Origin of the sequence: Brakhagea slesvicensis (assembly GCF_052161625.1) — a bacterium.
In the GTDB taxonomy this organism is placed as follows: Bacteria; Planctomycetota; Planctomycetia; order Pirellulales; family Pirellulaceae; genus JBKCUI01.
This window is the reverse complement of the sequence record NZ_CP197412.1, coordinates 4,486,594-4,499,764: the sequence shown is the minus strand read 5'-3', so window position 1 is coordinate 4,499,764 and position 13,171 is coordinate 4,486,594. Positions and strand designations below refer to the sequence as shown.

Genomic DNA, 13,171 nt, shown 5'->3' with positions numbered 1-13,171 from the left:
CTAGGTTAGAATGCTTCGGTAAAGTACCGCATTCCCCCCCCGAATTAGCAATCGAACCCACCTTCCTGCCACCCACTCCCAATCCAACCTACTCGGAAAGATAACGAGATGCGACTATCGAGAAAAGCCTTACGCCCATTCGCTCCTCTCGGGCTTGTGATTGCTTCGTTCCTTTCAAGTGACGGGCGAGCTCAAGACGTTCCCTGGCTACAGGACGTTCAACTCACCGAGACCAATGCCAATGGCCTTAGCAAAAAGGCCCTTCCCACACTCGCACCAATCCCGAAACTGGATTCCGAGGAAGCGCATCGTGATTTCCGCGATCGTACGCTTCGCGATTGGCAACAATATCTAGGGGCATTCGACCTTCCTGACTCGCGCACCCCACCCTCGATGGAGGTTCTGGAATCCGAGCGGGTCGACGAAGGCCTTTTGCGACGCCTTGTCCGCTACGAAACCGAACCAGGGCAATTCGTCGAGGCTTATATCCTTTCTCGCGAAGACCTCCCATCGTTCAGTCCCGCCGTGGTCATTTTCCATTCCACCGTTCAACATTCGATTAGGCAATGCGTCGGACTGGGGGATCCCAACAAATCGAATCCCCCAACCGAGGATGAGCTTCGCAAAGCCTACGCGCTCCACTTGGCACGTCGTGGCTTCATCACTCTCTCCCCACGCAATTACCTCTGGATTCACAACACCAAATTGGATGCGGTCGGCGAAGCAAAGCAATTTCTTAGTCGCAATCAGGAAAAGAAAGGGATGGCTCGCATGCTTTATGATTCCATCCGAGCGGTTGATGCCCTCCTATCGATCGAAGGTGTCGATCCCAAACGGATCGGAGCCGTCGGCCATTCTCTCGGGGCCAAAGAGGTCCTCTACCTCGCATCTTTCGATGAACGGATTCGAGCTTCGGTAAGTAGCGAAGGTGGCATCGGCATCGCGCAGTCGAACTGGGAAGCGGATTGGTATCTCGGGGCACCGTGCAAAAACCCAGGCTTCCCTCGCGATCATCATCAACTGGTCGCCTGCATCGCCCCCAGACCTTTCCTCGTCATCGGTGGAAACGCCTCGGATGGAGTGGAAAGCGTCCCCTATTTGGCTGCGGCCAAGCCCGCTTACAAGGCCTTCCAAGCGGAGAAACGACTAGGTCTTTTCAATCACGGTCTCGGGCATGCTGTCCCAGAATCGAGCCTAGAAAGAACCATCGAATGGCTCGAAACCTACTTGGCGGAATAGGGCGATGGCCGATACACTCGACCAAGTCCGTTAGGTCTTGTCCTGTCCCACCGCCCATCTAATCGGCCACTATGCCTATCCAAATACTGCTGATCAATGCCCATGAAGTCACTCGGCTCGGAATCCGAGAAACCGTTTCGGAGACCGACATCGTTGTCGCGGCCGAAGCAACATCGCTCAGCGAAGCCCAGTCCCATGTCGCGATCTCCCAATTCGATCTGATCATGACCGATGTTCGAGTCGGCAAAGAGGACTTACTTCCTTGGCTGGCGAAACTGAAGCTCGAACAAACCCGACAGAATATTCTGTTTCTCACCAACACGGAAAACGCTACGCATATCGCTCGCATCTATTCGATCGGAGCGAACGGACTTATCCCAAAAACCACCTCCCCTGACCAGCTCCTGACCGCCATTCGGTCGGCTGCTTCCGGTGAATCCCTTTGGACCAAAGACGAACTCAAACGGATGAGCTGTGGACTCGGAACTGCGAAGGCCATCGTCGAAACCGATGTGCCGATCACTGCCCGCGAAGCGGAGGTGCTGAAAAAGATCGCGGCCGGCTGCTCGAATCGGGAAATCGCCCAAGCCCTCGGGATCAGTTTCGAAACGGTGAAGGAACACATCCAGCACCTCTTTCGAAAAGTAGGTGCTGGAGATCGAACCCAAGCCGCCATCTGGGCCGTACGACAGAATCTTGTCTAGCCGTTCCGTCGCAATGCGGCAGGAATGACCTAGCCGACGATACCAAATGCCTTCTCCATCTGCTTGCGGACGATTGTCAATCGCTCGACATCTCCACCCCCAACCTCCGCGGTCGCCCAACCGGTGAAGCCGATATCCTTCAGACCCGCCTGCACTTCTCCCCAAGGCAAATCGTCGTCTTCCGAGGTGATGTCGACGAACTTGTTCTTCGCGCGGCTGAAACCCTTCACATCAAGCTTCACAGCGCGATGACCGAACTGACGGAGCCATTCGCGAGGCTGCCCGTACTTCCAATGGTTTCCGATGTCGTAATACATACCAACCCAGCGACTGTTGAAACTATCGACAAACTTGACGAATCGCTCGGCCGATTGTTCGGGTGGCTTGTCGTGATCGTAATGGATCTTGTTCCAAACATTCTCGATCAATATCGGCTGTCCAAGGGACGCGGCGAGCGGAATCAACTTGCGAATTTCGCTGGAGGCTCGCTCGTCGCACTCTTGCGGAGTTCCATCCTCTCCTTTACCGATCACAATCAACACGCCGGACCCTCCGATCGCATGCGAAACCCGAATGCAATGCTCAATATTGGCGACTCCTTTCGCACGGATCGCGGGATCCTGGTTCGTCAGCGTAGCTTGCCAGTGTGCATGATTGATGGCGTTGTGGCAAAAGACACCCGACTCCCAAACGGCCGCCTTCGCTTGCTCGACCGTGTACGCTCCCGCTTCATCGAAATCGACACCATCAAATCCAGCCTCGGCCGCCATCCGCAAACGCTCGACCAAACTCAATTCCTTCCCACCCGCTTTCTTGGCAATCATCCCCAGCTTGCACGAAAGCAAAACCTGCTTTCCCTCCGGTGGCACAATCGTCTTGGGTATCTCGGCCAGCGTGACGCCTTGCGCCACTGCGGCCCCTCGCCCAGGAGCAGCAACCCACGCCGTCGCGGCAGCAGCGGCCCCCAAGAAACCTCGACGTCGCAATCCGGAACGATCTGATGCACCGGAGTTTGATTCGGACGTAGAACCGACCGATATGCGAGTTGCAGGGATGGGGGTCGATGGAACGGTTTCGATGTCGGATTGGGAATCGTGTTGCATGGTGGGTCTCTCTTAGGGATCGGAGGGAAGTGATGGGGGGAAGAATCGTCAGAGCGTGAAAGTCTTTTGGGTAATGCGTTCGCAGGCCTCGATATAGCGCTGTCGCGTTTGTTCGACGATCGCGTCGGGTAGCACCGGTGGCGGACTGTTGCGATCCCAAGTCGTGCTCATGAGGTACTCGCGGACGAATTGTTTATCAAACGAGGCTTGGGGACGCCCCGGCTCCCAACCGTCGAGGGGCCAAAAACGGGAACTGTCCGGCGTAAGGACTTCATCAACCAAAATCAGTTGCTCGTGGCAGCAGCCCCATTCCAGTTTGGTATCGGCGATGAGAATTCCCCGGGAGCGAGCGATCTCGGTCCCCTTTTGATAAACCTGAAGCGTCTTGGCTCTCAATTCCGTCGCCAAGCCTTCGCCGATCGCATTGGCCATGTAATCAAACGAAACGTTTTGATCATGCCCTTCTTCCGCTTTCGTGGAGGGCGTGAACAGGGGTTCAGGAAGTCGATCGCATTGCTTCAAACCTTGGGGAAGATCGATACCGCAGACTTGCCCCGTCGCTTGATAGTCTTTCCAGCCACTACCTTCCAAATAGCCACGGACCACGCATTCGAACGGGACCACTTTCGCTTTTTTGACCACCATGCTGCGTCCGACCAGCAAATGCTCCGGATCGTGCGCTTTCACTTCGTCCGGCAATTCCGAACTGAGGAAATGATTGTCGACGCCGAGGACATCAAACCAGAACAAACTCAGTTGCGTGAGCACTTTGCCCTTGTCAGGAATACCGTTTGGCATGACCCAATCGAACGCGCTGATGCGATCGGTACTCACAATCAATAATCGATCATCCAGATCGTAAACATCGCGTACCTTTCCCTGCCGGCGAGGAAAGGGCAAATTGGTTTGGAGGACGACGCGGCTCATTTCACCTCTTCTGCGGTCATTTTGTAAACGGCGTAGTGGCCACCATCGTCAGGATATTGAAACGACTCCGTGTCGATTTCCAATTTTCCCTTCACACTGACCACGCGCGTGGTGTAATTGATGGTTTTACCGGGCACCATCTTAACAATGATACAATCGTACAGTGCGGCACCGGGCCCGAAACAGCACTCTTGATTATCGCGAACCAACACGAACTCGGTGATCCCGGTCTGACTAAAAAGCGTGGTTGGGAGTATGAAGCCTCGTATCTTCCATGTTTTTTCGTGAAGTTCCCAATTCGAACTCCCCAACATATCGTTCTTGAACTCCGCACCCTTCTCCATATCAAACTTCAGATCGTCGAAAGTGAGTTCTCCTCGCTTCTTGGCAGCCTCGCGCGCCTTGCGTTCCTCGACCGTTGCCTTCTCGGTCTTGGCGGGCTGATTCGCGGTTTGCGGATTGCGATTTGGGGGAAGGAATCGGTTGCGAGGAGATGCAGCTCCTTGGACCGTGGAAGCGGCTGTGCCGCTCGAATCAGAAGGCGCCTCCCCGGGCGGCGGCGATGGTAACGCCGCGTCATCAGCTTTCTCCGGTATATCCTCACTGGGAACCGCTTTCTCATCCGAGATGCCCGTAACGCCGGCTGGTTCCGCGTCGCCGGCTGGTTCCGCGACTTCGGATCGCACGGGGGCTGGATCGGGACTGGGAGGTTCCGGTGGTGAAGGAGGTTGAGCAGTGGACTCGGAGTTCGCGAGCTCCTTCGACGTTGAATCGATGCCTACACCACTCCCCGGATTCTCATTCTGCGTTTTGGCAGGCTCGCAACCGACCATCGTCAGCAGTGCCAACGCGGTCAGCACACCGGCAATCCATTGCGAATCAATGCCGAGGATCGGATTGTCGCTCGATTGCCGCTGGAGTGTCCACCGAGTCCATCCTGTCGAAGATTGGGTCATCGTTTTCCTGTAAGGGTTTTGGGAAGGGGGGAGCCCATCGTGCAACCGATCATCTTACCTCTCTTACCGTTCCCCTTGCTAGGCTCACCCCTCCGATTTCTAGCTGGAACACCAACAGGAAGTCGCGACGCGATTACAATAACTGCGTCTTTTTCCTAATCACGCGCGAATCGACAATGAACGAACAGCCCTATGGCGTGCCTTGCGAACATTGGCCGCCGAAACTTACGCCCTGGTGGTTCCGTCTCTGCAAATGGATTCGAGATCGAGATCTTCGAAGCCAAAGAATGACCGATATCACACTCTTGGGCTGCGACGCGATCGCTCGATCGATCGATCGAAATGCGGGTATCTTGCTCGCACCGAACCACTCGTTTCACTGGGACTCCTACTGCCTGCTTCGCGCTGCCGAACAACTGCGAACACCGTTCTATTTCATGACGGCCTGGCAAGTCTTCGCGGTCAGCTCCCGATTCGCGCGCGAATCGATGCAGCGATGCGGATGCTTCAGCGTCGACCGCGAAGGTACGGACATGCAAGCATTGAAGACCGCCGTCGATATTCTGAAATCACGCACCAACCCGCTTGTGGTCTTCCCAGAAGGTGACATCTACCACACCAACGATCGCGTGACGCCGTTTCGCGAAGGTGCCGCAGCGATGGCATTGATCGCCGCCAAAAAATCGGAACGTCCCGTTGCTATCATCCCGGTCGCAATCAAACGGTGGTACCTGGACGATCCTACTTCTAGCCTCCAACAATCCCTTAGCCGAATCGAACGCTCGCTGCACTGGACCGAAAAAGGACACCGCACCCTCCAAGAACGCGTGCTTCACATCGCCGAAGGACTGCTAGCCCTCAAAGAAACCGAATACTTGAAAGGGACGCAGCAAGGGTCCCTTCGCGATCGCATCCAAGGTCTCATGCTGGCTCTCTTGAACGAATGCGAGTCCAAATACGCGATCGCCAAAAAAGACGCTCTCCCTCCTGAACGGATCAAAGGGATACGGCAAGCCATCATCCAGCAGCGGGAATCCCAACGAACAACCGCGACAGAGCGCGAACGCCGCGAGTGGGACGAAGACATGAACAAAATGTTCATGGCAACACAGCTTTACAGCTACCCAGGCACCTACCTCGGAGACTCCGACTCCATCGAACGCCTCGCGGAAACCATCGATAAATTAGAGGAAGACGTTCTCGGCTGTGCCTACCCCACCGTGCATGGCGCTAAACGGGTAACGGTGCAATTCGATACTCCCATTTGGTTGGACAAGCACTCCAGCAAATCAAACAGCGTTTCAAGCCTGACAACGGAAATGCAGAATCGCGTTCAGACCATGCTCGATACACTCAACGCCTCGCCCACGCCCCTTCTCTGATCCACGCTCTCCCATTCTCCTGGACCATGCCATGTTTACCTTGACCAATGTCAGTAAATCTTTCGGGGACCATCAAGTCCTCCAACCGACCACACTGACCTTTCGAACAGGCGAGTCAACCGTCTTGATCGGGCCCAGCGGTTGTGGCAAAAGCACCTTGCTCCGCGTTCTCATTGGTTTGATTCCAGCCGATTCGGGGACCATCGAATTCGACGGGCAAATCTTGAATCAGAACAATGTACTGCACCTGAGACAGCGTATGGGATACGTCATTCAAGACGGTGGGCTCTTTCCCCACCTGACGGCGAAAGAGAATGTCGGAATCCTAGCCCAGCATTTGGGTTGGGCTGCGGACCGAATCGCTTCCCGCGTACAGGAATTAGCGGAGTTGACCCGCCTCCCTCGAATCGCGCTCGATCGCTATCCCCTTCAGATGTCGGGTGGCCAGAGGCAGCGTGTGGGAATCATGCGAGCGCTGATGATGGATCCACCCGTAATCCTTTTGGACGAACCGATGGGGGCCCTCGATCCGCTGGTCCGCTATGACTTGCAAGAAGATCTACGCAGCATTTTTCAAACGTTAAAGAAGACATCGATTATGGTCACCCACGACATGGGAGAAGCCGGCTTTTTTGGCGATCGTGTTCTGCTCCTCTCCGATGGCCAAATCGTCCAAGACGGCGTGCTCGACGACTTGATCCACAAACCGGCCAATGACTATGTAACCCGCTTTATCAACGCCCAACGAATTCCAGGTGCATGATGCAACGCATTGTCCGTTTGATCACGTCTGTCTTGGTTGTATCTGTCCCACTCGCCTTCGCTTCGACGACCAAAGCTGAATCGGAAGTCAAAGTAGGCTCCAAGGGCTTCACGGAATCGGTATTGCTCGGCGAATGCTTGGCCCATCTGGCTCGCTCGGCCGGTGCCCAATGCGAACACAAAGCGGAGCTGGGAGGGACGCAAGTCCTCTGGAAAGCCTTGCAAGCCGGCGACGTCGACGCCTATGTCGACTACACGGGCACCATTCGGGAAGAGTTGCTTTCGGATTCGATCCGCGAGGGAAATACGATTCGCAGCGAGCAAGACATGCGCGAAGCGATGGCAAAGAAAGGGATCCTCATGTCCGACCGACTCGGGTTCAACAATACCTACGCGTTGGGGATGCGCGAGACGGATGCAGCTAGACTTGGGATTACCAAGATCAGCGACTTGCGAAATCATCCCGAGTTGGAGTTTGGGATCAGCGACGAATTTATGGAGCGGCAAGATGGCTGGAAACAGCTCGCCGAAAAATATCGATTCCCCGACTTCCGTATCAAAACCATGGACCACAATCTTGCCTACCGAGGGCTGGAAAAGGGAGCCATCGACATCACCGACATTTACACGACCGATGCGGAGATCGACTTCTATAAGCTTCGGGTACTGGAAGACGATTTGGGATATTTCCCTACCTACTATGCGGTCATTTTGATGCGTCAAGAGTTTGCAGAACGCAATCCACCCATCGCAGCGAGGATCTTGGAGTTAGTGGGGAAACTTGATTCCAAAACAATGTCTGCGATGTCGGCCAAGGTGCGGTTGGATCGAGAGTTGGAGAGCAACGTGGCAGCGCGTTTTTTGAATGAGACGATGCAGCTCAATGCCCCCCTGTTGGAGGTTGGGAGAAAGGACCAAGCAGCCCGGATGGTGCAGCGATTGGTCAAGACGACGCGAGAGCACGTGCTCTTGGTGGCCATATCATTGCTACTGGCGATTCTGTGCGCTGTTCCGCTGGGAATACTCTCGGCGAAGAATGAGCATTTCGGGAATGTGATTCTGGGAGTGGTGAGTGTGGTGCAGACGTTGCCTTCGATGGCATTGCTTGTGTTCATGATCCCCGTATTTGGATTGGGGGCATTGCCGGCGATTGCGGCGTTGTTCTTTTACAGTTTGTTGCCGATTGTGAGGAACACGTATTCGGGGTTAACGCAGATCCCAACCAACACCATGGAGTCGGCAGTGGTATTGGGATTGCCACCGGCGGCTCGCTTGAGGTTGGTCGAGATCCCCCTTGCGATGCCCTCAATCTTGGCTGGGATCAAAACGGCGGCGGTGATCAATGTGGGGACGGCGACGATCGGAGCGTTGATTGGGGCGGGGGGATATGGAGCTCCGATTTTGACGGGAATTCGGTTGATGAGTTTGCCGCTGATTTTGCAAGGGGCGATACCTGCGGCAGCGATGGCCGTTTTGGTGCAATATGCGTTTTCGTTTGTCGAAAAGCGGTTTGTATCCCCAGGGCTGCGGCTTCGGTAGCGGTGGGGTGGCAGGCGGCGACAAGCAAGGAGCAGAAATGCCCCCAAACCGAGCTTGCATCGGGCGCAGAATTCGGCACAATACGCCTGTGTTGGAGAGGTGGCTGAGTGGTCTAAAGCACCGGATTGCTAATTCGGCGTAGGGTTAACTCCTTACCGCAGGTTCGAATCCTGTCCTCTCCGTTGTTTTCTTGAAGCCCATGCTCAAAAACCCTGGTTTTCCCAGGGTTTTTCGCATTTCTGGGCAGTTCCTTTGGAGTTCGTGCCTATCCATTCCTGCAGGTGCCGCGTCGTCTTGTGCGCTGCATCGCCCGCTGGCGAGTCTTTCAGTGAGTCGCCAGAGTCGTCTCAAAACCTCCGTTTTCCCAGGGAAAGCATGGGGTTTTGCCGTAGAGGTGGTCGGATTCGAACTAGGTTGCAATGACCAAGAAGTTCTTGCGTTACACCGAGCATCCCGAGGCTTTTCGCACGTATCGCGAAGCAGAAAGTCACTACAAATCCGACCGAAAACCGCGATACAACAACCGAGCCATTTTTGTCGTACGGTCAAAACCATCGCCCTGTTCGCTGCGGCCCGATACTGGGGCGCAGCGATAGCGTTTCCGAGGGGGCCGAAGCATCAGGGAATTCGATGCGTGAAACTTGAATCGTCCCTTGCAGCATTCATCACCGCGATCACGATGATCTGATCCTCTTCGACTATGAAATGAATGACGTAAGAGAATCGTTTAATCAAGCAGGGGCGAAGACCATTGGCAGCTACCTAAAACAAAAATGGGTTGTCCAAGATACGATCGATTGCGGCGATGTACTCATCGAGGAACTGATCTCCCAAGCCGATTTGCTTCGTGTCGTACCAAAGAGACGTATCCACGAGGTCGTCTTCGACCTGCGGGCGTAAAACGAGTCTCCACATTACCGGCGACTCTTCACACGTCGCATAATCTCCTCATGGGAAATCGCCGAACCAGGATCCTTGCGGTGCTCGGAGAGTCTCTGATCCAGTTCAGCCTGTTGAAGGGCACTTGGCGACAAATCAGCATCCTGCGGTAGCGTGTTCCAGATGGCAGACACAACCCGTAGGCGAACATCGATAGGAAGCGTAGCAATCTCCATAATGGTTTGCTCTACATTCATCACGAAGCGTCCTAACGTAGCAATTTGAGTCGGAATTTCGGTTCAAGCAATCTTTCGCACCTCTGATCGATTGATAGTCGCGTTCTAATCCCTGAAAGTCAAGGCATTCACACAAACAAGCCCCATCAACGGGCTTACTGTCTACCTATGCCAAAGCAAGTGGGTGCCTTTCGAACTCTTAATAAACATTGGGAAAACATCGAAAAGTTCGAGTCCTGTCCTGTCCGAAGGACTGCTCTACTTTCCACTTTCTACTCACAAAACTTGTTCCCAGGGTTTTTCGCATTTCTGGGCAGTTCCTTTGGAGTTCTGTAGCGCCCATGCTGGCTCGGTGCATGGCGGATCGCGGCGTTGTATTCCGCGTCGCGCACCGAAAATCGAGTCGTTTTTAGAGTCGCGCGACTCGCCTTAATATTGGGGTTCTCCATCGCTCCCGAAGGCCACATCCGAGCTAGTGGAGCGGGTAGGATTCGAACTAGGAGTACGCTGATACGCTGACGCTTCCGCAACTTGACTCCATCAGGGTAAAGCGTCACGCTAACGAGGCGTAGTCGTCCATAAAAACGAAAGCAGCCCACACACTGCTGGTTCCCAAAATGTCTGCAGATGATTTCAGCATCGAGGATCTTGACCGACTCATTCCCATTGTCGAGCGTCTAATGCAATCGGGAAAGCTCACAGAAGAAGAGAAATGGGCGGTCGATCAATCATGCCGAGCCGCCATTGATCTGCTGTTCATTCGCTACTCAGAAACTGCGAAGGCGTTCTATGCTCGACCCGATGTTGAAGAACGGCGCAAGAATTCCATTCGTGAATGGCTTGCAGAAAACAGCGGCGCAAAACCTGGGACAGTCACTTCAATATGCGGGAGGATGCACGTTGCATCGTATGATCATGACGGAATCTTAGGCTTGTATCCATTCATCGATTCCTGACAAACAATGTACCCAAACGATCGCTTCATTCAGGGATCGCAAGATTGACCCGACCTGGATAACGGGCGAGAATGTCAGGGACTTCGATTCCACAGCGATCACTCAAGATCTTCCGAAATCCATTCGAGGCGGATAAATCGAACCTTGGTGCAACAATCTAAATTTGGACGATGGTCGCGATACTGCGTTGTTGGCCTTTACATCATGTCTGCACTTTGGGGTGGACTGCAGATTGCGTCTCCCGATAACGGCAGACTGTTCTTGATTGCTGCGTTTGCATTCGCTTTGCTCGCAACTCTGTGGGCACGTTACGATGCAAAATCGCGTAGTTTGGCATTTTTGCCTGTACTTCAGATGCTTTACTTTTTTGCTTGGCCCGTTGGTGCGATCATTTATCTAGTTTATCGATCCGGCAGTCGTGGTTTATTAACGGCATGCGTGCATGGAATCGGAATGACGCTCCTAATGGCCCTGACTTTTTACGCGACGCTCTATGGTTTGCATTTCGCTGGATTGCTGGACAGCCAGTTCTACACAGCTGAGTAAGAAGCGGCATACGGTTGATGATAACACACGACCACGTAGTCAGCACTTCGCGACGCACCGAACTCGCAGGTAGGGTAAAGCCCACTTCACTCCGATTACAGCTCACGCCGCAACATTGATGAATGCTGCCGTTATGGGACCAAACCTCATGCTCGACGACGACTCACCATATCGATCTCCAGTCACTCTTGACACAGATACTGCAACTCGACGTTCAATTTCTTCAGGTTCTGCTTGGACGAAATTGTCTTTTTTGGGTCTCCCAATCCTCGGCGGACTTGCCGGATTCATTGGATATCTATTCGCTGCGGTTGCTCTCGAAAACCGCGATACAACAACCGAGCCATTTTTGTCGTACGGTCAACAAGCAGGCCTCATCTCTCTTCCGATGTGTACACTAATGAGTGCAGCGACCGGAATTGGCATTGCCTTCTCAATCGCCCGACAAAATGCCATTTCAGTTTTGCTCCTAGTAACCGTTTCGCTTTGCGGTTGGGCAATCAACAACGCATTTTGGAGCGACCAAATTACAAGGTACGGTCCTGACCCATCGGAAGCTGTGCTATACTACCCACCGCTCGCTTGCTCAGGGATTGCACTCTTCACCGCCACGGTTGTTGCGGCTTGGGCACCACTCGCGGCTCGAAAAAATCAGGGTGCCATTTCTTGAATCCTCGCTTCCCTCGATTTGTGCTCCTGCTGGCGATCAGTTGGGTGACTATGACAACGATCCACGAGATGGGGCACATCATCGGTGGAATATGCTGTGGTGGATCGCTGATATCGGCAGATCTGTGGCCGTGGCATCTTCCTTATAGCATCTTTGAACCAGATCCATATCCGTTGGTGACACTATGGGCAGGATTGATGATTGGTGTCTTGGCTCCCGCTGCCGTGGCGGTGATTGTGCAGCGAGAATGGATGTGGTTCATTGCCAACTTTTGTATTATCGCAAACGGAACCTATATTGCGATTGCTTGGCTTTCTGGCGACCGCTACCTCGACACTCCAAAATTGCTCGAACATGGAGCGAGCCCGATCGCGATTGCGGTATACTGCCTGCTAAACATCGCAATTGGCTACTTCGGTTTTCGCCGGTCGTGCATTGTAGCGCTAGCCGCGCCAAAGCCGACCAACGTCAATGACTCAAAAACCGTGGACAACCCAAGCGATCCACCCAAGTCGCCGATCGGCAGACAATTCGATTCGTAGGTTATTGGTGGTAATTGGTTGATTGCCGTCGTTAAGCCATCGGGCCAATCCAAATTCTAATAAGTCCATGAGTTACGACCTCAATCCATACGCGCCGCCCAAGGATACGGATTCTTGTGCGCAAGTGCCTCCCGGTACGACGGATCGAAGGGGGCCGTTACTCTACTTCGCAACTGCTGGGATCATTGCAGCCATCATTTCCATTCCTCTCCTCCTTTCTAGATCCATGGCGGTGAAGGACGATCCAAACCCGCTAGGCTATCTTCTGATATTGATTAGCTTTCCCGTTGGCGGCTTCGTCTACCGAATGCGATCGAGAAAATGGCCGGTCGATAGAACCGTCAGAAATCGCCAGATCAACGCATGCTGTGCAACATTGTTGCTTCCAATCGCAGCGGCTTTACTGACCGGAATGCGAGGTCAGGGCTTCCATATCACTGTACTAAGTGGAATGGTTTCACTGTTGCTCATGGCTGGCATACTCATTTCCGGCTTACGCCGCAGTCGCAATGTGGCGTAATCGAGCTAAGGATGCCCGTTGCTGGGCAAGCTCCCAACACCACCGAGTACTTGTACTTTCGCAACCGCCATTTGGTATACTAGTCTCCTCGAAATTCCTATTTCGCAAAGGCGACTTGAACCCCATTAACCAACGCCCGTGCCGGGCGTACCCAAGCGATGCAGACGAAGGCCTCGATCGGCCGTTTTTGAATTGGGTTGAGTCAACTCC

15 protein-coding genes and 1 tRNA gene are annotated in these 13,171 nt (G+C 53.8%); 12 read left to right on the top strand and 4 right to left on the bottom strand.

Features of this window, described 5'->3' with window-relative positions; all coding sequences use genetic code 11:
• Positions 1–108: 108 nt before the first annotated feature.
• Both SH467x_RS17120 and SH467x_RS17115 read left to right on the top strand, forming a co-directional pair.
• Positions 109–1,239 (top strand): alpha/beta hydrolase family protein, encoded by a 1,131-nt coding sequence (locus tag SH467x_RS17120; RefSeq protein WP_482368317.1) that lies wholly within the window; start codon positions 109–111, stop codon positions 1,237–1,239.
• 71 nt (positions 1,240–1,310) lie between these two features.
• Complete coding sequence (locus SH467x_RS17115) at positions 1,311–1,943, top strand: LuxR C-terminal-related transcriptional regulator (RefSeq protein ID WP_482368316.1); 633 nt, start codon at positions 1,311–1,313, stop codon at positions 1,941–1,943.
• Between the two features lie 29 nt (positions 1,944–1,972).
• Here SH467x_RS17115 and SH467x_RS17110 read toward each other — a convergent pair whose 3' ends face one another.
• Genes SH467x_RS17110 through SH467x_RS17100 form a run of 3 tightly spaced genes read right to left on the bottom strand, consistent with a single transcriptional unit; the run spans position 1,973 to position 4,929 of the window.
• Positions 1,973–3,046, bottom strand: a complete 1,074-nt coding sequence (locus SH467x_RS17110; protein WP_482368315.1) for a sugar phosphate isomerase/epimerase family protein — start codon at positions 3,044–3,046, stop codon at positions 1,973–1,975.
• A 48-nt stretch (positions 3,047–3,094) separates the two neighbouring features.
• Complete coding sequence (locus SH467x_RS17105; RefSeq protein ID WP_482368314.1) at positions 3,095–3,973, bottom strand: phosphoribosylaminoimidazolesuccinocarboxamide synthase; 879 nt, start codon at positions 3,971–3,973, stop codon at positions 3,095–3,097.
• Positions 3,970–4,929, bottom strand: coding sequence for a DUF3299 domain-containing protein (locus SH467x_RS17100; protein ID WP_482368313.1), 960 nt, complete (start codon positions 4,927–4,929; stop codon positions 3,970–3,972). The genes SH467x_RS17105 and SH467x_RS17100 overlap by 4 nt, the downstream gene beginning before the upstream one ends.
• Positions 4,930–5,216: 287 nt before the next feature.
• Here SH467x_RS17100 and SH467x_RS17095 point away from each other — a divergent pair, with 287 nt between their 5' ends.
• From SH467x_RS17095 to SH467x_RS17070, 6 genes are all read left to right on the top strand, one after another.
• On the top strand, positions 5,217–6,311 hold the full coding sequence (locus SH467x_RS17095) for a lysophospholipid acyltransferase family protein (protein ID WP_482368312.1): 1,095 nt from the start codon (positions 5,217–5,219) through the stop codon (positions 6,309–6,311).
• Between the two features lie 31 nt (positions 6,312–6,342).
• Entirely contained in the window at positions 6,343–7,074 is a 732-nt protein-coding gene (locus tag SH467x_RS17090; protein ID WP_482368311.1) for an ATP-binding cassette domain-containing protein, read from the top strand.
• Positions 7,071–8,612: an ABC transporter permease/substrate-binding protein gene (locus SH467x_RS17085; protein WP_482368310.1), complete on the top strand. Its 1,542-nt coding sequence runs from the start codon at positions 7,071–7,073 to the stop codon at positions 8,610–8,612. Before SH467x_RS17090 ends, SH467x_RS17085 begins: the two co-directional genes overlap by 4 nt.
• A 93-nt stretch (positions 8,613–8,705) precedes the next feature.
• Positions 8,706–8,794, top strand: a tRNA-Ser gene (locus SH467x_RS17080).
• 237 nt (positions 8,795–9,031) lie between these two features.
• Positions 9,032–9,208 carry a hypothetical protein gene (locus SH467x_RS17075; protein WP_482368309.1) on the top strand — a complete coding sequence of 59 codons (177 nt, stop codon included), beginning with the start codon at positions 9,032–9,034 and terminating at the stop codon, positions 9,206–9,208.
• A 109-nt stretch (positions 9,209–9,317) separates the two neighbouring features.
• Positions 9,318–9,512: a hypothetical protein gene (locus SH467x_RS17070; protein WP_482368308.1), complete on the top strand. Its 195-nt coding sequence runs from the start codon at positions 9,318–9,320 to the stop codon at positions 9,510–9,512.
• 14 nt (positions 9,513–9,526) lie between these two features.
• Here SH467x_RS17070 and SH467x_RS17065 read toward each other — a convergent pair whose 3' ends face one another.
• Entirely contained in the window at positions 9,527–9,748 is a 222-nt protein-coding gene (locus tag SH467x_RS17065) for an addiction module protein (RefSeq protein WP_482368307.1), read from the bottom strand.
• Between the two features lie 596 nt (positions 9,749–10,344).
• Here SH467x_RS17065 and SH467x_RS17060 point away from each other — a divergent pair.
• From SH467x_RS17060 to SH467x_RS17045, 4 genes are all read left to right on the top strand, one after another.
• On the top strand, positions 10,345–10,683 hold the full coding sequence (locus SH467x_RS17060; RefSeq protein ID WP_482368306.1) for a hypothetical protein: 339 nt from the start codon (positions 10,345–10,347) through the stop codon (positions 10,681–10,683).
• Positions 10,684–10,887: 204 nt separating this feature from the next.
• On the top strand, positions 10,888–11,229 hold the full coding sequence (locus SH467x_RS17055; protein ID WP_482368305.1) for a hypothetical protein: 342 nt from the start codon (positions 10,888–10,890) through the stop codon (positions 11,227–11,229).
• 720 nt (positions 11,230–11,949) lie between these two features.
• Positions 11,950–12,441 (top strand): hypothetical protein, encoded by a 492-nt coding sequence (locus SH467x_RS17050; RefSeq protein WP_482368304.1) that lies wholly within the window; start codon positions 11,950–11,952, stop codon positions 12,439–12,441.
• 67 nt (positions 12,442–12,508) lie between these two features.
• Positions 12,509–12,961, top strand: a complete 453-nt coding sequence (locus SH467x_RS17045) for a hypothetical protein (RefSeq protein ID WP_482368303.1) — start codon at positions 12,509–12,511, stop codon at positions 12,959–12,961.
• Positions 12,962–13,171: the final 210 nt, after the last annotated feature.